Consider the following 24993-nt stretch of genomic DNA (forward strand, 5'->3'; position numbering starts at 1 on the left):
CAAATTAAAGTTCTGAAAATTCAGTTAAAAGGAGTGTTGAAATTGGAAAAACGTATCGTTTGTTTAGCTGGTGATGGGGTTGGACCGGAAGTTATGGAAAGTGCGAAGGAAGTATTGCATATGGTAGAAAGGTTATATGGTCATCATTTTCATTTGCAAGATGAGTACTTCGGCGGGAGTGCTATCGATTTAAATGGGCAACCATTACCACAACGAACGCTTGCCGCTTGTTTAGCAAGTGATGCGGTTTTACTAGGAGCAGTTGGTGGACCAAGGTGGGATAGTGCGAAAGAAAGACCAGAGAAAGGATTATTAGCTTTAAGAAAAGGGCTCGGTGTATTTGCGAACGTTCGCCCTGTAACGGTAGAAAGTGCAACGGCACATTTATCGCCATTAAAAAAGGCTGATGAAATTGATTTCGTTGTCGTTCGTGAATTAACAGGTGGGATTTATTTTTCTTATCCGAAAGAACGAACCGACGAAGTAGCAACGGATACACTTACGTATCATCGCCATGAAATTGAACGTATCGTTTCTTATGCTTTTCAATTAGCGAGTAAACGGAAGAAAAAAGTAACATCTATTGATAAGGCGAATGTTTTAGAATCTAGTAAACTATGGAGAACTGTAACAGAAGAAGTAGCACTTCGTTATCCAGATGTTGAACTAGAACATATTTTAGTAGATGCAGCTGCTATGGAGTTAATTCGGAATCCAGGACGGTTTGATGTAATTGTAACAGAAAATTTATTTGGGGATATTTTAAGTGACGAAGCTTCCGTATTAGCTGGATCATTAGGAATGCTTCCGTCAGCAAGTCACGCGGAAAAGGGTCCTTCATTATACGAGCCTATTCACGGATCGGCACCGGATATTGCCGGGAAAAATAAGGCGAATCCAATTGCGATGATGCGCTCTGTTGCCATGATGCTTGGACAATCGTTCGGATTAACGAGAGAAGGGTGTGCAATTGAAGAAGCGATTTCAGCAGTCCTTAAATTAGGAAAATGTACAGCAGATATCGGGGGGACTGAAACGACAACTTCATTTACGAAGGCAGTAATGCAAGAAATGGAAGAGCAAGCGCTAGTAGGGAGAGGAAGATAATGGGGAAAAGGTTGCTAGATAAACTTTGGGAAAGACACGTAGTTGCGACAAATGAAAATGGATTAGATTTATTATATATCGATCTGCACCTTGTTCATGAAGTAACGTCACCGCAAGCCTTTGAAGGCTTGCGGCTTACAAATCGAACGGTACGCAGACCAGATTTAACATTCGCAACGATGGATCATAATATTCCAACGAAAGATGTTTGGAATATTACCGATCGCATTGCGAAGCAGCAATTAGATACACTTCGGGAAAATTGTAAACAATTTCAGGTGCCGTTAGCAGATATCGGAGATGAAGAGCAAGGGATCGTTCATGTTATCGGACCAGAACTTGGGCTCACGCAGCCAGGAAAAACAATTGTTTGTGGTGATAGTCATACAGCAACGCACGGTGCGTTTGGCGCGCTAGCATTTGGTATTGGTACGAGTGAAGTGGAACATGTATTGGCAACGCAAACGTTATGGCAAAGAAAACCGAAAGCGATGGGAATTGAGTTAAAAGGAAAATTACAGAAAGGCGTTTACGCAAAAGATATTATTTTGCATCTCCTTTCAAAGTACGGTGTAGCAGTTGGAACTGGATACGTAATGGAATTTTACGGAGAGACGATTCAGGCTATGGAGATGGAAGAGAGAATGACGCTTTGTAATATGGCGATTGAAGGAGGAGCAAAAGCGGGTATTATCGCGCCGGATGAAAAAACAGTTGCTTATGTAAAAGGACGTAAATATGCACCGAGAGACTATGAAACTTTCGAGAAGAAATGGTTTGAACTTTATACAGATGCAGATGCAATTTATGATTTACATATTTCGATAGATGTTACAGATTTAGCGCCATACGTTACGTGGGGAACAAATCCGAGTATGGGAGTTCGTATTGATGAGAAATTGCCAGAAAAACATGATGTAAATGACGAAAGAGCATTTTCTTATATGGGATTAAGCCCTGGACAAAGTACGTATGATATTCCAGTTCAGCATGTTTTCATTGGATCTTGTACAAATTCCAGGCTCTCTGATTTAGAAATTGCTGCAGCTGTTGTGAAAGGGAGAAAGGTAAAAGAAGGTGTGCGAGCACTCGTTGTACCTGGATCGAAAAGAGTAAGGGACGCGGCGATGCAAAAAGGACTACATCACATATTTGAAGAAGCAGGATTTGAATGGAGAGAACCTGGATGTTCCATGTGTCTTGGAATGAATCCAGATCAAGTACCTGAAGGAGAGCATTGCGCTTCAACTTCAAATCGTAATTTTGAAGGAAGACAAGGAAAAGGAGCACGAACGCATTTAGTTAGCCCAGCAATGGCGGCAGCAGCTGCGTTATATGGTCATTTTGTTGATACAAGAAAGGAGAGTTATGATGGAGCCATTTCGTATTCATAAAGGTACTGCCGCAGTACTTATGAATAATAACATTGATACGGATCAAATTATTCCGAAGCAATATTTAAAGAGAATTGAAAGAACTGGGTTTGGAAAGTTTTTATTTGATGAGTGGCGATATGATAATGAACGACACGAAAACCCTAATTTCCCACTAAATGCACCAGATAGAAAAGGAGCAAGTATATTAATTACAGGTGATAATTTTGGATGTGGTTCTTCAAGAGAACACGCACCGTGGGCACTTGCTGATTATGGTTTCCGCGTAATTATCGCGGGAGGGTTTGCAGATATCTTTTATATGAATTGTATGAAGAACGGTATGTTACCAATTGTAATGGATAAAGAAATGCGAGAAAAGCTTGCCAAAACGGATGCAAGAGAACAAATAGAAGTAGATTTAGAGAATGAAGTAATTACAACAAGTACGCACAGGTTTCATTTTACAATCGAGAAAATGTGGAAAGAGAAATTATTAAATGGTTTAGATGAAATTAGTATTACAATGCAATATGAACAAGAAATAAAAGAGTATGAAAGAAGGATAGCTGCATATTAAAAGATAACGGAATATTTAAAATGTATTTACATTCAGAATTAAGTATTATATACTATGTAAAAATTAGAGGAGAAAGGGAGTAAGTATTATGAAAACAATGCAATCTATTAAAATGCTTACACAACTACATCATCATACATAAAGCCCTTGAACCTAGCGTGAAAACGTGTAGGTGCAAGGGTTATTCCCGTTGTACCTACATGCTACTAAAGAGCCTTGTAGGTATATTTTATCTACAAGGCTCTTTTTATTTTCGGTTTAGGTGCATGAAATAAGCATACATTAGAAAGGGAAAGGTGTGAGAATTTCGATGACAAAATGGAAACGGGCAAATCCAAATGGAACGAGAGATTATTTATTCGAAGAATGTACGTTAATTGAAGAAGTGGAGCAAAAATTAAGGCGTACTTTTTTAGAGAGAGGTTATGAAGAAATAAGGACACCAACAATTGAATTTTATGATGTGTTCGCCTTTCAAAGCAGGCCGATAGATGAAGAAAAGATGTATAAATTTTTTGATGAAAAGGGAAGGATTATCGTATTGCGTCCAGATATGACAATTCCTTTAGCGAGAGTGATCGGAACGCAGAGGTGTGATACACCACTTAAAGTGACGTATAGCGGAAATGTATTTCGAGCGAATGAGTCCCTTACTGGAAAATATAATGAGATCGTGCAAAGTGGTATTGAAATTATCGGTATTGATAATGTAAGAGCTGAAATTGAATGTGTTATAAGCGTCATTCAATCACTTCAAAAGTTGAAGGTGCAATCTTTTACAATAGAGATTGGGCAAGTACAGTTATATAAATGTATTGTCAAAAAGCTCTCCATTCATGAGGAAGAAGAGAAAGTTCTTAGAACATATATTGAAAGTAAAAATTATGCCGCTTTATCCAATTTTATTAGAGATAAGAAATTAGATCGATGTGATGAAACAGTAAAGTTACTGGAGAAATTACCGAGGTTATTTGGGAATTTAGAAGTGATTGAGGAAGCAGAAAAACTCGCCTCAAGTAATGAAATGAAAATGGCTATTACAAGAGTGAAAGAAATATATGAAGCAATTGAAAAACTAGGCTATGGATTGTACATATCCATTGATTTAGGTATGATTCAACATTTGGACTATTATACAGGTGTTATTTTCAAAGGGTATATATATGAAATTGGGGAAGAAATTGTTAGTGGCGGAAGATATGATGAGTTAATTGGAAATTTTGGAGAAATGTTACCGGCTGTTGGACTCGCGGTGCAAGTTAATCAAATTGTAAAGGCGCTGCAAGAGCAGCAAGAGCCATATGAACGAAAGAGAATAGATATTATGATTCATTACGAGTTAAATAGATTAGCAGAAGCGGAACGATTACGAAATTTACTTCAAAAGGACGGGAAAAAAGTAGCGCTATCTTTATTCTCTAATTTAAATGATACTTTTCAATTTGCTAGAAAAAATCAAATTGTAACGGTCGTTGAGGCAAAGAACGAATCATTAGTGGAATATGTATGGAAAGAGAAATGGGTCGTCCAGAAAGAAGGAGAAACTTCATGCGTAACATTCAAATTGCGTTAACGAAAGGGAGATTAGAAAAACATGTGATTCCGCTCTTTGAGCAGATTGGAATTGATTGTTCAGAGCTCAAAAATAAAGGAAGAAAACTTGTCTTTCAAAGTAAAAATACGGATATCTCATTTATTTTAGTGAAAGCAGTAGATGTTGCTACTTATGTAGAACATGGAGTAGCGGATATCGGAGTCGTTGGAAAAGATATTTTAATGGAAAACGAGAAAGATATTTATGAAATGTTAGATTTAGGAGTAGGCGTGTGTAAGTTTTGTGTCGCTTCTATTCCTACTTATAATCCGAAGAGCTACCGGAAGAAATGCATTGCGACGAAATATCCACATATTACTTCTAACTATTTTCATGATAAAGGAGAGGATGTAGAAATTATTAAAATAGAAGGTTCTGTAGAAATTGCTCCTATTCTTGGATTGGCAGATGCGATTGTTGATATTGTTGAAACAGGAAAAACATTACAAGAAAATGGACTCATTGTATTTGAGGAAATGTATTCTATATCTGCTCGAATGATTGTAAATAAGGCTGCATTAAAAACTAAAAAAGACGAAATATTCAGTATTATAAATATGATGGAGCAAGAAATTTTGTCAGGAAAATAGGGGGACTTGTAATGGAGATCGTTTTTGAAGATTTTCAAAAGGCGTTATCGAAAATAAAATTGCTACGAGAAAACGCTAATATAATAGAAGAAACTGTTCAAAGAAATGTAAGTGAAATCGTTCAAAATGTAAGGGAGAGTAGGGATGAGGCCTTATCTTTTTATACAAAAAAGTTTGATGGTGTAAAGATGAAAGAGTTTCGTGTAAGTGAAGAAGAAATAAAACGAGCGAGTATGTTTGTAGAGAATTCATTTTTAGAAGCGTTACAAGAGGCGAAGAAAAACATTATTTCGTACCATGAAAAGCAAAAAAGACAATCGATGTTCGATTGCGCGAGTAAAGGCATCATGAGAGGACAAATCATTCGGCCATTAGAGAATGTAGGCGTATATGTGCCAGGCGGAACTGCTTCGTATCCTTCGTCAGTATTAATGAATGTATTGCCAGCAAAACTCGCTGGTGTGAAAAAGATTGTAATGGCAACACCGCCAAGAGAAGGAGGAATTGATCCACATATTTTAGTTGCTGCAAGTCTTGCAGGAGTAGATGAAATTTATACGATAGGTGGTGCGCAAGCAATTGCTGCTTTAGCATACGGGACGGAATCGATTCCGAAAGTGGATAAAATAGTTGGACCAGGAAATTTGTACGTCGCTCTAGCGAAACGAGAAGTATATGGAATAGTAAATATTGATATGATTGCTGGACCGTCAGAAATTGTAGTTATTGCAGATGAAACCGGCAATGCAAAATATATTGCTGCTGATTTATTATCACAAGCAGAACATGACGAGAGAGCGACAGCAATTTGTATTACAACAAATATAGAGTTAGCAAAAGAAGTAGAAAAAGAGATAGAAAGGCAGTTAGAAACATTACCAAGAAGCGAAATTGCACGTGAATCAATAAAGAGAAATGGGGCCATTTTTATCGTTCCTTCTTTAGAGGAGGCGCTAAAGTTATCGAATGAAATTGCCCCGGAACATTTAGAGTTACATATAAAAGAACCGATGAATGCTCTAGCTTATGTGAAACATGCAGGATCTATCTTTCTTGGACCATATGCACCAGAACCGCTCGGGGATTATTTAGCAGGACCGAATCACGTGTTACCGACAAGTGGAACGGCAAGGTTTTTCTCACCGTTATCAGTCGATGATTTTGTGAAAAAATCAAGCTTTCTGTCTTATACAGAGGAAGCATTAAGAGATGTCCAACATCATATTGTAGAGCTTGCCAATAAAGAAGGGTTACATGCGCATGCGAGAGCAATTCAAATAAGATTTGAGGAGGAAGAATAATGCGTGAGTCTAGTCAAATACGTGAGACGACAGAGACAAAAATAAAATTAAGTTTACAGCTTGATGATGGGAAGAACGTTTCTGTACGAACGGGAGTTGGTTTTTTTGATCATATGCTAACTTTATTTGCAAGGCATGGAAGATTCGGTTTGCAAGTGGAGGCAGAAGGGGATGTATTCGTTGATGCACATCATACAGTTGAGGATGTTGGGATTGTACTCGGAAATTGTTTGAAAGAAGCATTGCACAGTAAAGAGGGGATTAACAGGTACGGCTCAGCATATGTACCGATGGATGAGTCTTTAGGCTTTGTTGCAATTGATATAAGTGGACGCTCATATATTGTATTTCAAGGAGAATTAACGAATCCGAAGCTTGGGGATTTTGATACAGAACTAACGGAAGAATTTTTTAGAGCAGTTGCTCATGCTGCCAATATTACATTACATGCTCGTATTTTATACGGAAGCAATACACATCACAAAATTGAAGCGTTATTTAAAGCGTTTGGTAGAGCGCTTAGAGAAGCAGTCGAAAGAAATGCCAATATTACTGGTGTAAATTCAACGAAAGGGATGTTGTAATTGATTGCCATTATAGATTATGGAATGGGAAACATTCGTAGTGTAGAACAAGCATTAAAGCATATTGGAGCAGCGTATATCGTAACGAGTGATAAAGAAGAGATTTTTAGAAGTGATGGAGTGATTTTACCAGGAGTAGGTGCATTTCCAAAAGCGATGGATGTATTGGAAGAAAAAGATTTAGTACGTGTGTTACAAGAAATTGGGCGTTCCAGAAAACCACTTCTAGGTATTTGCCTAGGAATGCAGCTTTTATTTGAAAAAAGTGAGGAACTACAAGACTGTAACGGGTTAAGTTTATTGCCAGGCGTTATTCGAAAGTTAAAGGTTCCTTATAAAATTCCTCATATGGGATGGAATGAGTTAAAGAAAGAAGGAGAAATAGCGCTTTGGAATGGAGTAGAGGACGGTTCTTTCGTATATTATGTCCACTCTTATTACGCAGATTGTCCAAATGAAATTGTATATGGAATAAGTGAATATGGAGTGAAAGTACCTGGTTTTGTAGCAAAAGGAAATATATACGGTGCGCAGTTTCATCCTGAAAAAAGTGGTGACATTGGCATGCAAATGTTGAAAAATTTTAAAGGAGTGGTAGAAACATGGAAATCTTCCCAGCTATCGATTTAAAAGAAGGGAGATGCGTTAGACTGTATCAAGGAGAATTTAGTAAAGAAACAGTAATGAATGAAGACCCAGTTGCGCAAGCGATTATATTTGAAACATTTGGAGCGAAACGGTTGCACATTGTTGATTTAGATGGTGCAGTTGCTGGTGAGTCGTTAAACTTGTCCGTCATTGAAAGAATTTGCAAGGCAGTACGTATTCCAGTGCAAGTTGGCGGAGGAATTCGATCACTTGTATCCGTAGAGAAATTATTTTCAGTAGGGGTAGATAAAGTGATTTTAGGAACAGCCGCTCTTTATGATAAGCCATTTTTAGAAGAGACAGTTCGTCTATATAAAGAAAAAATCATCGTCGGAATTGATGCGAAAAATGGTTTCGTAGCAACGAGAGGCTGGCTTGATGTGTCTGAAATTTCTTACATTGATTTAGCAAAACAAATGGAGAAGATAGGTGTTCAAACGATTGTGTTTACAGACATTTCGAAAGACGGGACACTTGCAGGACCGAATATAGAACAATTGGAGTTACTACAAAAAAGCGTTTCTACTCGACTGATTGCTTCTGGAGGAATTGCATCTATACAAGATGTGAAAAAGTTAAATGATATGAACATATACGGCGTCATAATTGGTAAGGCTCTTTACGAGAAAACGATTGATTTAGAAGAAGTGCTAGAGGTAACAAAGTTATGTTAGCGAAACGCATTATTCCATGTCTAGATGTGAAAGAAGGGCGAGTCGTAAAGGGTGTAAATTTTATAGGACTACAAGATGTCGGGGATCCTGTTGAAATAGCAGCTTTATATAATGATGCAGGAGCAGATGAAATAGTATTTTTAGATATTACGGCAACGCATGAAGGACGAAAAACAATTATAGATGTTGTAGAAAAAACGGCTTCAAAAGTATTTATTCCTCTTACAGTTGGCGGAGGAATTTCAAGTGTGAAAGATATGTACAATTTACTAAGAGCTGGAGCAGATAAAGTTTCAATTAACTCAGCAGCAGTGCGAAATCCAAAATTAATCGAAGAAGGGGCAGAGCATTTTGGCTCACAATGTATTGTTGTAGCAATTGATGCTAGAAAAGTAGCAGAGGATAAGTGGAATGTATATGTGAACGGCGGAAGAGTTGATACGGGAATGGATGCAATCAGGTGGGCAAAGCGCGTTACAGAGCTAGGCGCAGGCGAAATTTTATTAACGAGTATGGATGCAGACGGAACGAAAAACGGATATGACCTTCGTTTAACAGAAGAAATTTCAAAAAGTGTTTCCGTACCAGTCATCGCGTCAGGTGGATGTGGTCATGCTAATCACATTATAGAAGTATTTCAAAAGACAACAGTTGATGCAGCATTAGCGGCATCAATCTTTCATTACGGTGAGGCGACAATAGGGGACGTAAAGAGAAAGTTAAGAAGTGCAAACGTTGAGGTGCGGCTATGAAACCTAACTTTTCAAAAGGACTATTACCAGCAATTGTAATTGAAGAAGGTACAAAAGAAGTTTTAATGCTAGCTTATATGAATGAAGAAGCGTATGAAAAAACAATAGAAACGAAAAGAACGTGGTTTTATTCTCGTTCAAGAAGGTCGTTATGGAATAAAGGAGAAACATCAGGTAATGTCCAACATGTGCAATCTCTTTATTTAGATTGTGATCAAGATGCAATTGTTGTTGTCGTAAAGCAAGTAGGGCCTGCATGTCATACGGGAGAAAAAACATGTTTTCATTACAAAATTATATAGGGGGATACATATGAAAAACGCCTTTACATTACTATTCGAAACAATTAAAGAACGAAAGAGAAATCCACTTTCTGAATCATATACAAATTACTTGTTTTCAAAAGGAGAAGATAAAATTTTAAAGAAAATTGGTGAGGAATGTACGGAAGTAATTATTGCATCCAAAAATAATGATAACGAAGAGCTAGTGAAAGAAATGGTTGATGTAATGTATCACTGCTTCGTTTTATTAGCCGAAAAAAATATATCATTAGAAGATATTATGGAGGAAGTGACAGAAAGAAATGGGAAGCTTTCGAGAGTAGGGGACAGAAGAGAAATAGATACATTATAGGGGGAATATGTATGAAGGTGGATTATCACATTCATTTAGAAGAAGGGCCATATTCAATAGGATGGCTAGCTAAAATAAATGAATCATTACAACATTATGAACCGCTAAAAGAAGAAAAACATTCTATGGAATGGCTTGTGAAAACACAAGAACGCCTGCAAAGACGTGTGAATGAAGGGCCATTTACAATGAAATGGATTGATTTATATTTAGAAGAAGCTTTGCGAAAAGGGATAAAAGAAGTTGGTATTGTCGATCATTTATATCGTTTTTATGAAGCGAAAGAATACTATGAAACATATGTTGATATTAGTGATTCGGGGCTTGGACGTTTACAAAAGGAATGGTTAGACCAAGTAAGGGTAGCTTCACTACATGATTTTACAAAGGCAATTGAAGAGGCGAAAGAACGGTGGAGTAAAAGAGGTGTTACGCTTAAACTTGGAATTGAAGCAGATTATTTTATTGGTGGTGAACAACAATTACAATCTTTACTCGCATTAGGAGATTTTGATTATGTAATTGGTTCTGTTCATTTTTTAAATGGCTGGGGATTTGATAATCCAGATACGAAAGAATATTTTAAGGAACATGACTTATATGTTTTATATGATACGTTTTTCAAAACGGTTGAGTGCGCAGTTCGTTCTGAGTTATTTGATATTATTGCTCATCTTGACAACATAAAAGTATTTAATTATCGATTAGATGAGAATGAACAACTTTCTTATTATAAGAAAATTGCGCGTGCATTAGTAGAAACAAATACAGCAACGGAAATAAATGCGGGATTGTACTATCGCTATCCTGTGCGCGAAATGTGTCCGAGTCCGCTATATTTACAAGTATTAGCTAAACACGAAGTTCCGATTACACTCTCTTCAGATGCTCATTATCCGAATGATTTAGGAAAATATGTGGAAGAGAATATAAAGACGTTACGTAATCATGATATTGCTCACTTAGCTACATTTACGAAACGAGTTAGAACGATGAGATTACTAGAAGAAGTAACAATTTCAAAATGATCACGATTTTTTGATGAAAACCCATCTTTTTGTTCAAAATAAGAAAGAATAAAAAGGAGGGTAAGAAATGTCGAAACAGCAAAATAAACAAAATGTACAAGGTGCACAGCAACAAGCGTATACTTCTGAAACGAATGCTACATCTCAATCCGTTATTGAGGAACAAATTAGTGATACAGTTGCAGAAGGAACGATCGATGTGAAGCTTGGAAAACAATCGCAAGAAAAAGCATAAGAAGAGGGGGAGACTTGCATCTCCTCTTTTTTTGTGGAAAAGTGTCGATTTTCAAAACTATAATCAAATTCCTTGGTTTTTATATGTGGATTTCTTACAATGAAAGATAAGAGAGATCTTATTTTCTATAGAAGAGGTGTTAGTAGTGGCAAAAATATTAGTAGCAGGGAAAATTCCAGCAATCGGATTAGAACTATTAAAGGATCATGATGTAGAAATGTACGATAAAGAGGAGTTAATTTCTTTAGATGAATTAACAGAGCGTGTAAAAGACAAAGATGCATTGTTAAGCCTACTTTCTACAAAGGTGACAAAAGAAGTGATTGATGCGGCACCTAATTTGAAGATTGTTGCAAACTACGGTGCTGGTTACGATAATATTGATTACTCATATGCCGAAAAAAAAGGGATTGCGGTAACGAATACACCGAAAGTATCAACGGAAGCTACTGCAGAACTAACATTTGCACTTCTTTTAGCAGCGGCACGTAGAATTCCTGAAGGTGATACGCTATGTCGTACAACTGGATTTAACGGATGGGCACCGTTATTTTTCTTAGGCCGCGAAGTACATGGTAAGACAATTGGAATTATCGGCCTTGGAGAAATCGGAAAGGCAGTTGCAAAGCGTGCGAAAGCGTTTGGAATGAATGTTTTATATACAGGACCAAATCGAAAGCCTGAAGCTGAAAGTGAACTGGAAGCAACATATGTAACATTGGAAGAATTATTACAAACAGCAGACTTTATTACAATTAACTGTGCGTATAATCCGAAATTGCACCATATGATTGATGAAGAACAGTTCAAAATGATGAAGAAAACAGCGTATATTATAAATGCTTCACGCGGACCAATTATGCATGAAGCGGCACTTGCTCATGCTTTAAAAACAAATGAAATTGAAGGGGCAGCTCTTGACGTGTTTGAATTTGAGCCGAAAATTACTGAAGAGCTAAAAGGATTAAAGAATGTGGTACTTGCTCCTCACGTAGGAAATGCAACATTCGAAACGCGTGATGCGATGGCCGAAACGGCGGTAAGAAATATTTTAGCTGTATTAAATGGCGAAGAAGCTGTAACGCCTGTCAATCAAAAAGTATTCGTTACAAAATAAAAAGAAACCTTCCGGAATCGGAAGGTTTCTTTTTATTTTTCTTTATTTGCTCTTTTTGATGGTCTTTGTCTAAGGAATTGAGATAGCATGTACAAAATATATAGTGGAATAGCAATGAATAAGAAAACAGAAAAATTACCGAACCCTGTTTGGTACATTGTGATAATGATGCCCACTAAAAATAGTGTAATAATGATGCTATATCGTGGAATTGGTACATCTTTTAAACTTGGGATACGAATGCGGCTCACCATTAAAAATGCGAACGTTACAAATACTGTAATAAGAACGATTTTTGGAATGGTATGTGAAAATAATGTTAAGAAAGCAACAAGCCCTCCCGCTGCTGTAATCGGTACCCCAGTGAAATATTTCATTGAAGTAGAAGATGGTGTTACATTAAATCGTGCTAAACGATATGCTCCGAAAAGAGGGAATAGCCCCGCTATGTATAGTCCGATGATTCCATAATTAGAGAAAGATGTGTAATACATGAGAACAGCAGGTGCTGCACCAAATGTTACGACATCCGCAAGCGAGTCAAGCTCTTTTCCCATTTGTGAATCAACACGTAATAAACGAGCAACACGCCCATCAAGACTATCTAACATCATCCCGATAAGTACTAAAATAGCAGCTGATTTATAATATCCTAAAGATGCATAGCCGATTGACAAGAATCCACTATATAAATTTCCGAGCGTAAATAAGTTTGGAATAGCTGCTCTATACAAAATCTGATCCCTTGCTTTCTGTAATAAATTCTTAATTAGTGTATGAAAGTTTACTTATTTTATCATACCATAAATTTCTTCTTCACACGAAAGAAATTCCCAATTTGTGAAAGATTTCATATCAGAATGATTTGAAAAATAAGTGAAAAAAGAAGGGGCTGTCTCATAAGTCTCTTTCGAAGTAAGATCACATGAAATTGAAAAGGCAGAAACGTTATAAAATTAACATTTCTGCCCTTCACTTTTTATTCGATTTTGGCTAAAAAGCACTTTTTGGGACAGCCTCTTCTTGTATTATTCAAAGTTCGTTATCATAGTTCCAGTTTTATACCGATTGTTAGGATCGAAACGTAACAAATCTCCATAAATGAGTTTGTCGGAAAGTTTCAATTCTGTTTTTGCTTTTTCAATATTCGGTTGACATAATGAGATGTCTGCTTCTTCACCTGTGTTTCGTTTATAGCACATGTTTTTTGTATACACATAATCTTCCGAAACGAAGCTACCATCACGCATTACCATAAGTGGATCTTCTTCTTTAATAAATAAGTCAGTTCCAAATTCAACTGATTTATTTGTTTTAATACCAAGTAAATGAAGTAGCGTTGGTTTAATATCAATTTGACCAGACACTTTAGAAATGACTTTTCCTTCTTGGCCAGGTACATGAATAATGAGAGGGACGCGTTGTAATTGCATAGAATCAAATGGTGTAATAGCGTCTTTCCCAAGGAACTGAGCCATAGCTGCGTTATGGTTTTCAGAAATACCGTAATGATCTCCGTAAATGACAATAACAGAGTTGTCATACAGTCCTTCTGCTTTTAATTGTTTAATAAATTGTTTAAGAGCTTCATCCGTATAACGAACGGTTGGGAAGTAACGGTTTACAACGCCACTTTCCGAATTAAACTCATCAACATATTGATCTTCTGGATTTAGAAGAAATGGAAAATGATTTGTTAAAGTAATGAATTTTGTATAGAACGGCTGTGGTAAGGATTTTAACTTTGGAATAGATTGTTCAAAGAACTCTTTATCTTTTAATCCCCAACCGACAGACATTTGTTCTGTGCCTACGTAATCATTCAAATTAAAGTAACGATCATATCCAAGTGCAGGATACATTACATCACGATTCCAAAACGCTTTATCGTTTGAATGGAAGACAGCAGAAGAATATCCGTATTTTTTTAATTGTTCGGGTGTAGCTGTATATTCATTTGTTGCGTGAGTAAAGAATACAGAACCGCGATCTAACGGATAAAGTGAATTTTCAACGATAAATTCAGCATCAGAAGTTTTACCTTGTCCTGTTTGATGATAGAAGTTATCGAAATAAAAACTATCTTTAATAAATTCGTTTAAAAATGGAGTAATTTCTTTTCCATTTATTTTTTTATTAATAACAAAACTTTGTGTAGATTCCATTGAAATCAAAATGACATTTTTACCTTTTGCAGATCCAAATAAGTTCTTATCAACTTGCTTATCTTTTGAGTCTGTATAGTTTTTAATTTCAGAGAACCCGTCCCCACTTGCAAATACACGTTCAGCTGAAGATTTTGATTGCAGTGTAATATCAAATAGATGATATGTGTATAAACCTAAATTTTTCACGACAGTTTGACGATCGAATGAGCGTGAGAACATTTGTGGTTTATAAATAACAGAAACAACAATTTGTAGTGCTAATAGAGCTGTTACACCGCTAAAGAAAGTTCTCTTCTCAGAGCGAGAAAGCGGCGTTTTGTCGCAAAATGATGGGAATTTACGCGAAAGAAACATTAAGATGATCGCATCTGCGAATAACAGTAATGTTTTATACGTAAAGAGTTCTTTTATACTCGTCCCTAAATCAGCCATATTATTTGTTTGAAATAATACTGGGAACGTAACGAAATCGTTATAAAACCCATAAAACATTGCATTTCCAAATAAAATGAATGACAGTATAAAACTAATTCCAACTATAATGCGATTTCGGTGTTTAGATGCAAATAATGCAAAACCGAAAAATAAAAGTAACGCAGCTAGTGGATTCATAAAAAGCATAAATTCTTCAAAGAAATTATCAATTTTAATATCAAACGCTAGCTTGTACACAATATATGTTTTTATCCATAATAAAACGACTGCAACGAGTGCGAATCGCAGTTTTGGAAACAGACGTTGTAGCATAATATACTCCTCTCCTAAAAAGCATGACGGTTCTTGTGGGCCTATTTGATTAGCGCCTCATTTTATATATACGAACAGTCCTTTATTATTATGTTTATTATACTATGAGTATCATTATACGAAAATAAAAGAGAGTTGTGGACTTTTTTATAACAATTGAGTAGAAAAAGGGCAGTAGGAGACAATAAAATGGAGTGTCTATGTATGATTATTATCGTGCGCGGAAAGAATCGTGTAACAATACGGAGGTTATAATGCGAAAATTATTATATTTTATAGTATGCAGTAGTGTTATACTTTTTGCTTCACCAAGTGTGTCGGTAGCAGAGTATGATGCACCTCTTATGGAAGATGCCCTTTATTCTGTGTTATTTCCGAAAATAAATAAAGCAATCGAAAAACAATATGGGAGCTTGAAGCCTTATCAATGCCCGAAAATTATTAGTTTAAAAAAAGTGTATAGCGGTACATATTTATTTCAAGCGAGTATTGAAGTGACTAAGTATGAACGTGTTGCAGGGAAAATTGCGCCACCATTTGAGAAGGTAACGATTACATTTAATAACGAAGAAGGTGAATGGGAAGTGACAAAGGTTTCAGTAAAGCGCTTACCAAACGATACGAAACTAAACTGTCAAAAAGCAATATAAAAAATTGTTTGACAAATAAAATGGTCCTTTGGTATTGTTAATAGCAACAATTAGATGTTTGAAAATTAAATAGACTTACCTCATCTACTCTCAAAGGTAGAGGCCGCGATAGGAAAGAGTAAGCTATGGGAGATTTAATGGAATCTGTGATCATAGGTTGAAAGGGACTATTGCCGAAATATAAGAATAACCATCTTATTCATATATTGGGACTGCATTGAATAAATGTAGTACTGTCATAAGATTTATTTTATGGAGAGCTATTTGGAGATGTTGATGCGGTTTCTTATTTTGAGGAGATAACAACTCGTTTATTTTTTCAATATATATTTTTCCTAATAAGAAACGCGTGTGAACATTGTTCCGCGCGTTTTTTGTCTATCTAAAAGCGTGCTGCAATGAATAGAAGATTGGGGTTATGAGTTTTAGAGGAAATAAGGGAGGAATTCAAATGTATTTACACGGCACAAGCCGAATCAATGGGCAAGGACACTTAGAAATTGGAGGGTGCGACACGACGCAGCTAGCAAAACAATATGGAACACCACTTTATGTATACGATGAAGAGTCAATTCGAGGAAAGTGCCGCGCGTTTCATCGTGCTTTTAAAGAAAGTGGGTTCTCTTATCAAGTAGCATATGCAAGCAAGGCGTTCTTGTGCATGGAGATGTGCCGAGTAGCTCGTGAAGAGAATATGTCATTAGATGTTGTTTCTGGAGGAGAATTATATACTGCACTACAAGCAGGATTTCCTGCATCGCGCATTCATTTTCATGGCAATAACAAAACAGATGAAGAAATTGTGATGGCTCTTCAGGCGAATATTGGTTGTTTTGTCGTAGATAACTTCTTAGAATTAGAAATTTTGCATGATTTAGCAGTGCAACATGGGAAATTTGTGAACATATTAATTCGTGTAACGCCCGGAGTAGAGGCGCACACACATGAATATATTACAACAGGTCAAGATGATTCAAAATTTGGATTTGGCGTGTCAAATGGTCAAGCGATGCAGGCAATTGAGCTTGCTTTGCAAAAATCAAATTATAACGTGTTAGGAATTCATTCACATATCGGATCACAAATATTTGAAACGGCTGGCTTTGTGCGAGCGATTGAAGTTCTTCGTCAATTTTTAGAAGCAGTGAGAGAGCGAACAAACTATGTAGTAAAAGTGCTAAATGTAGGGGGAGGATTCGGAATACGCTACACAGAGTCCGATACACCATTAACTCTTGAGACATATGTGCGAGCGGTAACAAGTGCGGTGAGAGAACAATTTACAGTATGTGAATATCCACTACCGGAAATATGGGTTGAACCAGGTCGTAGCATTGTAGGTGATGCTGGAACGACACTTTATACAGTCGGATCTGTGAAGGACATTCCGGGTATTCGGAAATATGTATCAGTGGATGGTGGGATGACTGATAATTTAAGACCTGCTTTATATAACGCTCGTTATGAAGCGATGTTAGCGAATCGAGGGAATGATGAGAACGAGGAAGTTGTTTCGATTGCAGGGAAATGCTGTGAGAGTGGAGATATGTTAATTTGGGATATTACTTTACCGAAAGTTGCCTCTGCCGATTTACTAGCGATTTCTTGTACAGGGGCATATGGGTACTCGATGGCGAATAATTATAATCGGATTCGTAGACCAGCTGTCGTCTTCGTGAAAGGCGGTACATCACAAATTGTTGTAGAGCGCGAAACATATGAAAATATTATTGGGAACGATCGCATACGTATTAAAGAACTTGTTTAAATGAGGAAAAAGGAGTTGTTCGGATGGGCAATTCCTTTTTTGTAAAATAAAATAATTAAAATATATCGGAAAACTAGGATTGAAAAAAATCAGAATTGTGATAAAATACAAATACAAAGCTTATCAAGAGAAGCGGAGGGAACTGGCCCGGCGAAGCTCGGCAACCTGCTTATAGAAAGCAAGGTGCTAAATCCAGCAAAATGGAATCCATTTTGAAAGATAAGGTAAAATATATTACCGAACAGTCTTTTCGAAATGGGAAAGATTTTTTTTATGAATAAAAAGGGGGGCTGTTCGCGTGAGCGTACGGGAACATTTTGAGGAAGTATCTGAGAAAATTGAAGCGATGCTTGCTGATATGAAATATGGTTCAATTACAATTGTTGTGCAAGATGGAAAAGTCATTCAATTAGAGAAAAGTGAAAAAGTACGTTTAAAGTAAAAAGCGCTGACTAGAAAAACTAGAGGCGGTTTTAACCTATTTTTTTAGGTTAAAACCGTCTTTTTGCTTTTACAGGGGGAAAAAACATGTTGACGTATGAAACGTGGGAAGAAAATGATGTTTCATTTTCAGAAGAAGATGAAACGAAAGGCGCGCTATCAGTATTAAGTTGGGCGTATAAAGAATATGAAAATGAAATTGTATACGCATGTAGCTTCGGAGTGGAAGGGATGGTACTGCTGCATCTTATTAACCAAGTAAATCCATCTGCTAAAGTTGTTTTTTTAGATACTAACGTACATTTTCAAGAAACGTATGAATTAATTCAAAAAGTGCGGGAACGATTTCCTTCATTAAATATTATAGAAAAACAGCCAAAACTTACACTTGATGAACAAGCTAACTTGCATGGTAACAAGCTATGGGAAAGCAATCCTAATCTTTGTTGTAAGATCAGGAAAATTTTACCGTTAGAAGAATCATTAGCGAATGAAAAAGCGTGGATCTCGGGGTTGAGGAGGGAACAATCAGAAACGCGTAAGCATACAAAGTTTATAAATCAAGATCATCGCTTTCAATCTATTAAAGTTTGTCCGCTCATTCATTGGACGTGGAAAGAGGTATGGCGATATGTATACAAGCATAGCTTGCCGTATAACCCATTACATGATATTGGATATCCAAGTATTGGGTGTGAGAAGTGTACGTTGCCTGTAGGAGAGGGTGGCGATTCAAGAGATGGTAGATGGGCTGGGAAAGTGAAAACTGAATGTGGTCTTCATTATCAATAAGATGAATCTTGAAATAAAACTAAGAGGGGATATAGAACATGAGTACAGTAAACGAATTAGTAAACCGTGTAGACGAGACATATGACGTATTACAAATTGAAAAAGAAATTGGGCTAGATAACATTGCGTTAAGTGATTTAGAACTATTAGCGACAGGGGGATATAGCCCGCTTACTGGTTTTTTAGGAAAGAAAGATTATGATTCGGTTGTAGAAACGCTTCGTTTAGCTAATGGGAGCGTTTGGAGTATACCCATTACATTACCAGTAACAGAAGAAGTAGCAGAGACGCTAAAAGTTGGAGAGGAAGTAAAACTTGTTAACGGTGGAAATGTATATGGTGTCATTCAAATAGAAGATATTTTTGTGCCTGATAAGGAAAAAGAAGCGTTACTAGTATATAAAACGACGGATGAGGCTCATCCGGGAGTGAAAAAATTATATGAACGACCGAACGTTTATGTCGGTGGGGCTATTGTTCTTACGAAACGCTTTGAAAATAATCCGTTTCCTGCTTATCATTTAGACCCAATTGAAACGAGAGAAGAATTTAAAAAACGTGGTTGGAAAACAGTAGTAGGATTTCAAACGAGGAACCCGGTGCATCGTGCCCATGAATACATTCAAAAATCTGCCCTTGAAATTGTAGATGGACTCTTTTTAAATCCACTCGTTGGGGAAACGAAGTCGGATGATATTCCAGCTGATGTAAGGATGGAAAGCTATGAAGTATTACTTCAAAACTATTATCCGAAAGATCGTGTCTTTTTAAGTGTATTTCCTGCGGCAATGCGTTACGCAGGACCGAGGGAAGCAATATTCCATGCGTTAGTTAGAAAGAATTTTGGATGTACCCACTTTATCGTAGGGCGCGATCATGCTGGGGTAGGAGATTATTACGGAACTTATGAAGCACAAGAAATTTTTACAAACTTTACAGTGGAAGAGTTAGGGATTACACCGTTATTTTTTGAACATAGTTTTTACTGTACGAAATGTGAAGCGATGGCTTCGACAAAAACATGCCCGCATGGAAAAGAAGATCATGTTATTTTATCGGGTACGAAAGTAAGAGAACTATTAAGAAACGGTGAGATTCCGCCAAGTACATTTAGTCGTAAAGAGGTAGTAGAGGTACTAATTAAAGGTTTGAAAAAAGAAGTAGTAACAGAATAGGGAGAGAATGAGATGGATACGAATATTACTTGGCATACAACTTCTGTTTCAAAAGATGAGAGAAGAGTGAAGAATGGGCATCATAGTTTTGTAATTTGGTTTACTGGTTTATCAGCTTCGGGTAAATCTACAGTAGCGAACGCGGTTGCTCGTAAACTATTTGAAAAGAATATTGGAAACTATGTACTTGATGGAGATAATATACGCCACGGTTTAAATAAAGACTTAGGCTTTTCTGAAAGTGATCGTATGGAAAATATAAGACGGATTGGCGAAGTGGCGAAGTTATTTGTAGATCAAGGGACTGTTGTTCTTACAGCGTTTATTTCACCGTTTCGAGTAGACCGAAAACAAGTTAGAGATCTATTAGCTGCAGATGAATTTATAGAAGTGTTTGTAAAATGTCCAATTGAAGAGTGTGAGAAACGTGATCCGAAAGGGCTTTATAAAAAAGCAAGAAAAGGTGATATTAAAGACTTTACAGGTATCGATTCACCGTATGAGGAACCAGAAAAAGCGGAATTAATTGTAGAAACGAATAAGTATTCTATTGAAGAATGTGCAGAACAAATCGTGAAATACTTACAAGAGCGTAGTTTTATATAGGGGGATAAAAAATGAGTTATGAAAAAGTATGGGCTAACAATGAAAAATTAAATCAAACTGAGAAAAATAAATTAAAAAAAGATGGATTGGAAATCTTTAATGATATTCCTTACTATGCAGAGAATGGCTTCGAATCTATTCCGAAAGAAGAGTGGGACGCATTCAAATGGGCAGGGTTGTATTTACAAAGACCGAAAGAAGCGGGTTATTTTATGATGCGCGTAAATATTCCTTCTGGAATTATTACGAATGCACAGGCAGAAGTGCTTGCTTCTATCGCTGAGGATTATGGACGTGACGTAATCGATATTACGACAAGACAGGCGATTCAGTTTCATTGGTTAGAAATTCATCAAATTCCAGATATTTTTAAAAGGTTAGCAAGAGTTGGGTTATCTTCAGCTGGGGCGTGTGGTGATATAACGCGTAATATTACGGGAAATCCACTTGCTGGCATTGATGCAAATGAATTATTTGATACAACGCATATTGTGAAAGAGGTATATGACTACTTCCAACATAATGAAGAGTTTTCTAACTTACCACGTAAATTTAAAATGTCTATTAGTTCTAACATTTATAACGCAGCAAACGCAGAGATTAACTGTGTTGCATTTACACCTGCTACGAAAGAAATAGATGGTGAGAAAAAAGTTGGTTTTCATATAAAAGTAGGCGGTGGGTTATCGGCTCGTCCATATTTAGCTGATGAATTAGATGTATTCGTTTTGCCAGAAGAAGTCAAAGCGGTAGCGATTGCAATTGCTACGATATTCCGTGATTTTGGATATCGTGAAAAACGTCATTTAGCTCGTTTGAAATTTCTTGTTGCAGACTGGGGAGCAGAGAAGTTTAAAGAGAAACTAATAGAATATACAGGACCATTACAAAGTAAAGGAGAAAGTGCTCTTAAAGGCTGGAATGCGGGATACTTTTATGGTGTCCAAGACCAAAAACAAGAAGGACTAAAATATGTAGGTTTTAATGTGCCGGTAGGACGCCTACATGCAGAAGAAATGTTTGAGATTGCAAGAATTGCTAAACAATATGGAAATGGACAAATTCGTACATGTAATTCACAAAACTTCATTATTCCGAATGTTCCGCCAGAAAATGTAACTGGCTTGCTAAATGAGCCGTTGTTTGAAGCGATATCAGCAAATCCGAAATCGTTTATTGGTCACGCGGTTTCTTGTACTGGTATTGAATATTGCAATCTTGCTTTAGTAGAAACGAAAGAAAGATTACGAAAAATTGCCGAATACTTAGATACGCAAATTGCACTCGATGTTCCGATTCGTATTCATATGGTAGGATGCCCGAATTCATGTGGTCAACGTCAAATTGCTGACATTGGATTACAAGGTGTAAAAATGAAAACGAAGGAAAAAGGAATTGTTGAAGCCTTTGAAATATATGTAGGTGGAACGTTGTTAGATGGTGGTGCTTATAATCAAAAGTTAAAAGGAAAAATAGATGGCGAGGATCTACCTGATGTACTCGCATCATTTATAAGTTATTTCAAAGAAAATAAATTACCAGCTGAAACGTTTTATGATTTTGTAGGCCGTGTTGGTGTAGAGACATTACAAACAGCGTTAAATAACGTGTTAGAAGAAGTAATAGCGTCTTAGGAGGGACAATATGGATTTATATCGATTTGAAGCTGTATTAGAGAATAGTATTGTTCCAATTGTTGTTGTTGCTGAAAGTGAAGAAAAGGCATTTAAGATGGCGGAGATTGAACTTGAAAAACATTTTTTACCGTTACCAGAAGTAAAGGAGATTGCTTTATTTGAAAAAAAGAAGATTCGAAAAAGCGCAGCCTTTGTTATTCATGAGTAAGGAACATTGAAATATGAAGAAATGAAAACTTCCATTCCTATATAAGGATGGAAGTTTCACTTTAATAGTAGAAATGAGGAGAGATGATGGGAAAAGTATATATCGTTGGAGCGGGCCCTGGTGATCCAGATTTAATTACTGTAAAAGGATTGAAATGCATTGAGAAAGCAGATGTTATTTTATACGACCGTCTCGTGAATAAAGAATTGCTTTCTTATGCAAAGCCTGAAGCGGATTTAATTTATTGCGGAAAACTACCAAATTATCACACGATGAAGCAAGAGACAATTAACACGTTTCTTATTAAATATGCGAAAAAAGGAAAAGTTGTAACGAGGCTAAAAGGTGGGGATCCATTTGTATTTGGTAGAGGAGGAGAAGAAGCTGAAGCGTTAGCAAAGCAAGGTGTACCGTTTGAAATCGTTCCTGGTATTTCAGCTGGAATAGCTGCTCCTGCTTATGCTGGTATTCCAGTGACACATCGTGATGCAAGTGCAAGTTTTGCTATTGTGACAGGGCATAGAAAAGAAGATGCTGAAGAGGAAGTGAAGTGGGAAAATTTAGCGAAAGGTGTAGAGACTTTAGCTGTATATATGGGGGTTAGCAATTTACCCTACATATGTGAGCAACTGATAAAGCATGGAAAAGATAAAAGTACGCCTGCTGCTATTATTGAGCGGGGAACGACATCTATGCAGCGCACAGTTGTTGGGACGTTAGGAACAATTGTAGATGTTGCGAAAAAAGAACAAATCCAAAATCCAAGCATGATTGTAATTGGAGAAGTCGTCCGTTTTAGAGAAAAAATTCATTGGTTTGAGAAACAGACAGAAGGTACGTATCAAGTAAGTGGAGTGTTATAAAATGAAAGCCATCTTATATATATGTCATGGAAGTCGCTTGAAAGCAGCGAAAGAAGAAGCGGTTGCATTTATTACGTCATGTATGAACCGTGTAGAGGCAAGTATTCAAGAAATTTGTTTTTTAGAGTTAGCGAGTCCAACTATTGATGAAGGGTTCCGTACATGTGTGAAGCGTGGTGCTACAGAGATTATTGTTATTCCAGTTTTTTTATTAGCGGCAGGTCATGTGAAAAAAGATATTCCGTTTGAATTGGAAAAGTTAACTAATCAATTTTTGAATGTTAAAGTGACCTATGGTAATCCGTTTGGTGTATCAGAAACACTTGTTAAATCGGTGTATAGCGGAAGTGGCATTGAACAGGAAGATAAGAATGAAGTGACGTTACTTCTCGTTGCAAGAGGGAGCAGTGATCCTGAAGTACTAAAAGATATAAACTGGATCGCTTCTTTATTTCAAACGGAAGAGAAAATTAAAAAAGTAGAAGTTTGTTATTTAGCAGCTGCCGAGCCGAAATTTGAGGAGAAGTTAAAGGAAGTTGTAGAACGAAAAGAAAAGAATATCGTTGTACTGCCTTACTTGTTATTTACAGGTTTGCTTATGAAGCATATTGAAAAAGAAGTACGCCAATATGAGCTAGATGAGATAAAAATAAGTCCATATTTAGGGAAGAATGAAGCGTTTCAGTATATGTTAATTCAGAAAACGAAGAAATTATTGAAGGGAGATCAATATGTATCCACTTACAGTGCGAGTTGAGAAGAAACGTGTTGTTGTCATTGGTGGAGGGAAAGTCGCGGGATTCAAAATTATTCCTTTACTCAAACAAGGTGCAGATATAGTCGTGGTAAGTCCTGAATTGGATGCAAATTTAGTGAAACTTGTAGAAGAAAAGAAAATTCGTTGGTATCAAAGGGAGTATGAAAAAAGTGATATTAAAGACGCCTTTTTAGTTGTTGCAGCGAGTAGTGATGCTGTATTGAATGAACAAATTGCTGAAGATGTCGCAGAGAATCAATTAGTAAATGTTATTACGAATCCGGAAAGTGGTAATGTTCATTTTCCGGCAGCGATTCATCGTGGATTACTGAATGTGGCTGTTTCTACTGGCGGAGCGAGCCCAAAACTTGCAAAAAAAATTCGAGATGATATCGCAAATAAATATGATGAGACGTATGAATCGTATCTTGATTTTTTATACGAAGTTAGAATAAAGGTGAAAGAATTACAAATAGAGAAAAGAGAGAAAAATATATTGTTGCAAGAGGTATTGAAGTCGATATATGTTCAAAATGAACAAAAAAGAGAATTGTTTTTACAAGAATTAGAGAGAAGAGTTCATATAGGATAATGAGTAAATTGTACTTTACAACTATAAAAATATAATTTATAATCACAAGTAACTTCAATAGATGAAATCGATGAGCAAGAAGAGTATGTATATTTGATACGTTCAGAGAGCTGGGGTAAGGTGTGAGCCCGGTACGATAAGATATACAGAATGGGCTTGCGAGAGGTATGTTGAACATTGTAGTAGGCAACCCGGGTTCCGCCGTTAAAAGGATAGAGTATCGGAGTTTTTCCTGTACTTGAACAAGTGGGATTTATCAATCCAATTGAGGTGGTACCACGGTATTAACATTACATATATCGTCCTCTACATGCATATTTGCGTGTAGGGGACTTTTTTATTTTCTAAAGGAGGTGTGCGAGTATGAAAT

28 protein-coding genes, 2 riboswitches and 1 other annotated feature are annotated in these 24993 nt (G+C 36.7%); of the genes, 26 read left to right on the plus strand and 2 right to left on the minus strand.

Annotated elements, in window-relative coordinates:
* The first annotated feature begins 42 nt into the window (after nt 1-42).
* The 15 genes from leuB to BAQ46_RS03570 all read left to right on the plus strand — a co-directional run bounded on the left by leuB (nt 43) and on the right by BAQ46_RS03570 (nt 12219).
* A complete protein-coding gene (gene leuB / locus BAQ46_RS03500; RefSeq protein WP_000415369.1) occupies nt 43-1107 on the plus strand; it encodes a 3-isopropylmalate dehydrogenase in 1065 nt (354 codons plus the stop codon).
* Entirely contained in the window at nt 1107-2501 is a 1395-nt protein-coding gene (leuC, locus tag BAQ46_RS03505; RefSeq protein WP_000518108.1) for a 3-isopropylmalate dehydratase large subunit, read from the plus strand. Before leuB ends, leuC begins: the two co-directional genes overlap by 1 nt.
* Nucleotides 2479-3060: a 3-isopropylmalate dehydratase small subunit gene (gene leuD, locus BAQ46_RS03510; RefSeq protein WP_071741626.1), complete on the plus strand. Its 582-nt coding sequence runs from the start codon at nt 2479-2481 to the stop codon at nt 3058-3060. The genes leuC and leuD overlap by 23 nt, the downstream gene beginning before the upstream one ends.
* Nucleotides 3061-3370: 310 nt before the next feature.
* Nucleotides 3371-4633 (plus strand): ATP phosphoribosyltransferase regulatory subunit, encoded by a 1263-nt coding sequence (gene hisZ, locus BAQ46_RS03515; protein ID WP_071741627.1) that lies wholly within the window; start codon nt 3371-3373, stop codon nt 4631-4633.
* Nucleotides 4609-5244, plus strand: coding sequence for an ATP phosphoribosyltransferase (hisG, locus tag BAQ46_RS03520; protein ID WP_001244470.1), 636 nt, complete (start codon nt 4609-4611; stop codon nt 5242-5244). Before hisZ ends, hisG begins: the two co-directional genes overlap by 25 nt.
* Nucleotides 5245-5255: 11 nt before the next feature.
* Nucleotides 5256-6545, plus strand: a complete 1290-nt coding sequence (hisD, locus tag BAQ46_RS03525; protein ID WP_071741628.1) for a histidinol dehydrogenase — start codon at nt 5256-5258, stop codon at nt 6543-6545.
* On the plus strand, nt 6545-7129 hold the full coding sequence (hisB, locus tag BAQ46_RS03530; RefSeq protein WP_001209290.1) for an imidazoleglycerol-phosphate dehydratase HisB: 585 nt from the start codon (nt 6545-6547) through the stop codon (nt 7127-7129). Before hisD ends, hisB begins: the two co-directional genes overlap by 1 nt.
* A complete protein-coding gene (hisH, locus tag BAQ46_RS03535; protein WP_000560333.1) occupies nt 7130-7759 on the plus strand; it encodes an imidazole glycerol phosphate synthase subunit HisH in 630 nt (209 codons plus the stop codon). It abuts the gene before it with no gap.
* Nucleotides 7732-8451 (plus strand): 1-(5-phosphoribosyl)-5-[(5-phosphoribosylamino)methylideneamino]imidazole-4-carboxamide isomerase, encoded by a 720-nt coding sequence (hisA, locus tag BAQ46_RS03540; RefSeq protein WP_000402309.1) that lies wholly within the window; start codon nt 7732-7734, stop codon nt 8449-8451. The genes hisH and hisA overlap by 28 nt, the downstream gene beginning before the upstream one ends.
* Nucleotides 8445-9203, plus strand: coding sequence for an imidazoleglycerol phosphate synthase cyclase subunit (hisF, locus tag BAQ46_RS03545; RefSeq protein WP_071741629.1), 759 nt, complete (start codon nt 8445-8447; stop codon nt 9201-9203). Before hisA ends, hisF begins: the two co-directional genes overlap by 7 nt.
* Entirely contained in the window at nt 9200-9505 is a 306-nt protein-coding gene (hisI, locus tag BAQ46_RS03550; protein ID WP_071741630.1) for a phosphoribosyl-AMP cyclohydrolase, read from the plus strand. The genes hisF and hisI overlap by 4 nt, the downstream gene beginning before the upstream one ends.
* Nucleotides 9506-9515: 10 nt before the next feature.
* Entirely contained in the window at nt 9516-9839 is a 324-nt protein-coding gene (hisE, locus tag BAQ46_RS03555) for a phosphoribosyl-ATP diphosphatase (protein ID WP_000786132.1), read from the plus strand.
* A gap of 11 nt (nt 9840-9850) precedes the next feature.
* On the plus strand, nt 9851-10867 hold the full coding sequence (locus BAQ46_RS03560; RefSeq protein ID WP_061185661.1) for a histidinol phosphate phosphatase domain-containing protein: 1017 nt from the start codon (nt 9851-9853) through the stop codon (nt 10865-10867).
* Nucleotides 10868-10934: 67 nt separating this feature from the next.
* Nucleotides 10935-11102, plus strand: a complete 168-nt coding sequence (locus BAQ46_RS03565) for a YozQ family protein (RefSeq protein ID WP_000043572.1) — start codon at nt 10935-10937, stop codon at nt 11100-11102.
* A 145-nt stretch (nt 11103-11247) separates the two neighbouring features.
* Nucleotides 11248-12219 (plus strand): NAD(P)-dependent oxidoreductase, encoded by a 972-nt coding sequence (locus BAQ46_RS03570; RefSeq protein ID WP_001062823.1) that lies wholly within the window; start codon nt 11248-11250, stop codon nt 12217-12219.
* A 32-nt stretch (nt 12220-12251) separates the two neighbouring features.
* Here BAQ46_RS03570 and pssA read toward each other — a convergent pair whose 3' ends face one another.
* Together pssA and BAQ46_RS03580 are read right to left on the minus strand one after the other, a co-directional pair.
* A complete protein-coding gene (gene pssA / locus BAQ46_RS03575; protein ID WP_000285422.1) occupies nt 12252-12953 on the minus strand; it encodes a CDP-diacylglycerol--serine O-phosphatidyltransferase in 702 nt (233 codons plus the stop codon).
* A 294-nt stretch (nt 12954-13247) separates the two neighbouring features.
* Entirely contained in the window at nt 13248-15134 is a 1887-nt protein-coding gene (locus BAQ46_RS03580; RefSeq protein WP_000941733.1) for an LTA synthase family protein, read from the minus strand.
* Between the two features lie 200 nt (nt 15135-15334).
* Between BAQ46_RS03580 and BAQ46_RS03585 the strand changes: the two genes are divergently transcribed.
* The 11 genes from BAQ46_RS03585 to BAQ46_RS03635 all read left to right on the plus strand — a co-directional run bounded on the left by BAQ46_RS03585 (nt 15335) and on the right by BAQ46_RS03635 (nt 24623).
* Nucleotides 15335-15784: a DUF3888 domain-containing protein gene (locus tag BAQ46_RS03585; RefSeq protein WP_002091837.1), complete on the plus strand. Its 450-nt coding sequence runs from the start codon at nt 15335-15337 to the stop codon at nt 15782-15784.
* Nucleotides 15785-15873: 89 nt separating this feature from the next.
* A riboswitch (Lysine riboswitch) is annotated at nt 15874-16055 on the plus strand.
* Nucleotides 16056-16235: 180 nt separating this feature from the next.
* Nucleotides 16236-17552, plus strand: coding sequence for a diaminopimelate decarboxylase (lysA, locus tag BAQ46_RS03590; RefSeq protein ID WP_071741631.1), 1317 nt, complete (start codon nt 16236-16238; stop codon nt 17550-17552).
* A 117-nt stretch (nt 17553-17669) separates the two neighbouring features.
* Nucleotides 17670-17778: riboswitch (SAM riboswitch) on the plus strand.
* A 72-nt stretch (nt 17779-17850) separates the two neighbouring features.
* Nucleotides 17851-17994 (plus strand): YezD family protein, encoded by a 144-nt coding sequence (locus tag BAQ46_RS03595; protein WP_000116161.1) that lies wholly within the window; start codon nt 17851-17853, stop codon nt 17992-17994.
* Between the two features lie 86 nt (nt 17995-18080).
* The gene (locus tag BAQ46_RS03600; RefSeq protein WP_061131229.1) at nt 18081-18785 is read left to right on the plus strand and encodes a phosphoadenylyl-sulfate reductase; all 705 of its coding nucleotides are present in this window, start codon (nt 18081-18083) and stop codon (nt 18783-18785) included.
* A 38-nt stretch (nt 18786-18823) separates the two neighbouring features.
* Nucleotides 18824-19960, plus strand: coding sequence for a sulfate adenylyltransferase (gene sat / locus BAQ46_RS03605; protein ID WP_000108787.1), 1137 nt, complete (start codon nt 18824-18826; stop codon nt 19958-19960).
* A 12-nt stretch (nt 19961-19972) separates the two neighbouring features.
* On the plus strand, nt 19973-20566 hold the full coding sequence (gene cysC / locus BAQ46_RS03610; protein ID WP_000380525.1) for an adenylyl-sulfate kinase: 594 nt from the start codon (nt 19973-19975) through the stop codon (nt 20564-20566).
* Between the two features lie 11 nt (nt 20567-20577).
* On the plus strand, nt 20578-22200 hold the full coding sequence (locus BAQ46_RS03615; protein WP_000119641.1) for a nitrite/sulfite reductase: 1623 nt from the start codon (nt 20578-20580) through the stop codon (nt 22198-22200).
* Nucleotides 22201-22210: 10 nt separating this feature from the next.
* The gene (locus BAQ46_RS03620; RefSeq protein ID WP_000366909.1) at nt 22211-22411 is read left to right on the plus strand and encodes a DUF3906 family protein; all 201 of its coding nucleotides are present in this window, start codon (nt 22211-22213) and stop codon (nt 22409-22411) included.
* Between the two features lie 86 nt (nt 22412-22497).
* Nucleotides 22498-23274: a uroporphyrinogen-III C-methyltransferase gene (gene cobA / locus BAQ46_RS03625; RefSeq protein ID WP_071741632.1), complete on the plus strand. Its 777-nt coding sequence runs from the start codon at nt 22498-22500 to the stop codon at nt 23272-23274.
* Between the two features lies 1 nt (nt 23275).
* Nucleotides 23276-24031, plus strand: a complete 756-nt coding sequence (locus BAQ46_RS03630; protein ID WP_000644366.1) for a sirohydrochlorin chelatase — start codon at nt 23276-23278, stop codon at nt 24029-24031.
* A complete protein-coding gene (locus tag BAQ46_RS03635; RefSeq protein WP_000283343.1) occupies nt 24006-24623 on the plus strand; it encodes an NAD(P)-binding protein in 618 nt (205 codons plus the stop codon). The genes BAQ46_RS03630 and BAQ46_RS03635 overlap by 26 nt, the downstream gene beginning before the upstream one ends.
* Nucleotides 24624-24684: 61 nt before the next feature.
* Nucleotides 24685-24933: a binding site (T-box leader), on the plus strand.
* Nucleotides 24934-24993 lie beyond the last annotated feature (60 nt).

Source organism: Bacillus paranthracis, from assembly GCF_001883995.1.
Classification (GTDB): domain Bacteria; phylum Bacillota; class Bacilli; order Bacillales; family Bacillaceae_G; genus Bacillus_A; species Bacillus_A paranthracis.

Bases quoted from the DNA above. Each gene is read 5' to 3' on its own strand.
- leuC (WP_000518108.1), top strand. From the start codon at position 1,107: ATGGGGAAAAGGTTGCTAGATAAACTTTGGGAAAGACACGTAGTTGCG.
- leuD (WP_071741626.1), top strand. From the start codon at position 2,479: ATGGAGCCATTTCGTATTCATAAAGGTACTGCCGCAGTACTTATGAAT.
- hisZ (WP_071741627.1), top strand. From the start codon at position 3,371: ATGACAAAATGGAAACGGGCAAATCCAAATGGAACGAGAGATTATTTA.
- hisG (WP_001244470.1), top strand. From the start codon at position 4,609: ATGCGTAACATTCAAATTGCGTTAACGAAAGGGAGATTAGAAAAACAT.
- hisD (WP_071741628.1), top strand. From the start codon at position 5,256: ATGGAGATCGTTTTTGAAGATTTTCAAAAGGCGTTATCGAAAATAAAA.
- hisB (WP_001209290.1), top strand. From the start codon at position 6,545: ATGCGTGAGTCTAGTCAAATACGTGAGACGACAGAGACAAAAATAAAA.
- hisA (WP_000402309.1), top strand. From the start codon at position 7,732: ATGGAAATCTTCCCAGCTATCGATTTAAAAGAAGGGAGATGCGTTAGA.
- hisF (WP_071741629.1), top strand. From the start codon at position 8,445: ATGTTAGCGAAACGCATTATTCCATGTCTAGATGTGAAAGAAGGGCGA.
- hisI (WP_071741630.1), top strand. From the start codon at position 9,200: ATGAAACCTAACTTTTCAAAAGGACTATTACCAGCAATTGTAATTGAA.
- hisE (WP_000786132.1), top strand. From the start codon at position 9,516: ATGAAAAACGCCTTTACATTACTATTCGAAACAATTAAAGAACGAAAG.
- BAQ46_RS03560 (WP_061185661.1), top strand. From the start codon at position 9,851: ATGAAGGTGGATTATCACATTCATTTAGAAGAAGGGCCATATTCAATA.
- BAQ46_RS03565 (WP_000043572.1), top strand. From the start codon at position 10,935: ATGTCGAAACAGCAAAATAAACAAAATGTACAAGGTGCACAGCAACAA.
- BAQ46_RS03580 (WP_000941733.1), bottom strand. From the start codon at position 15,134: ATGCTACAACGTCTGTTTCCAAAACTGCGATTCGCACTCGTTGCAGTC.
- BAQ46_RS03585 (WP_002091837.1), top strand. From the start codon at position 15,335: ATGTATGATTATTATCGTGCGCGGAAAGAATCGTGTAACAATACGGAG.
- lysA (WP_071741631.1), top strand. From the start codon at position 16,236: ATGTATTTACACGGCACAAGCCGAATCAATGGGCAAGGACACTTAGAA.
- BAQ46_RS03600 (WP_061131229.1), top strand. From the start codon at position 18,081: ATGTTGACGTATGAAACGTGGGAAGAAAATGATGTTTCATTTTCAGAA.
- sat (WP_000108787.1), top strand. From the start codon at position 18,824: ATGAGTACAGTAAACGAATTAGTAAACCGTGTAGACGAGACATATGAC.
- cysC (WP_000380525.1), top strand. From the start codon at position 19,973: ATGGATACGAATATTACTTGGCATACAACTTCTGTTTCAAAAGATGAG.
- BAQ46_RS03615 (WP_000119641.1), top strand. From the start codon at position 20,578: ATGAGTTATGAAAAAGTATGGGCTAACAATGAAAAATTAAATCAAACT.
- BAQ46_RS03620 (WP_000366909.1), top strand. From the start codon at position 22,211: ATGGATTTATATCGATTTGAAGCTGTATTAGAGAATAGTATTGTTCCA.
- cobA (WP_071741632.1), top strand. From the start codon at position 22,498: ATGGGAAAAGTATATATCGTTGGAGCGGGCCCTGGTGATCCAGATTTA.
- BAQ46_RS03630 (WP_000644366.1), top strand. From the start codon at position 23,276: ATGAAAGCCATCTTATATATATGTCATGGAAGTCGCTTGAAAGCAGCG.
- BAQ46_RS03635 (WP_000283343.1), top strand. From the start codon at position 24,006: ATGTATCCACTTACAGTGCGAGTTGAGAAGAAACGTGTTGTTGTCATT.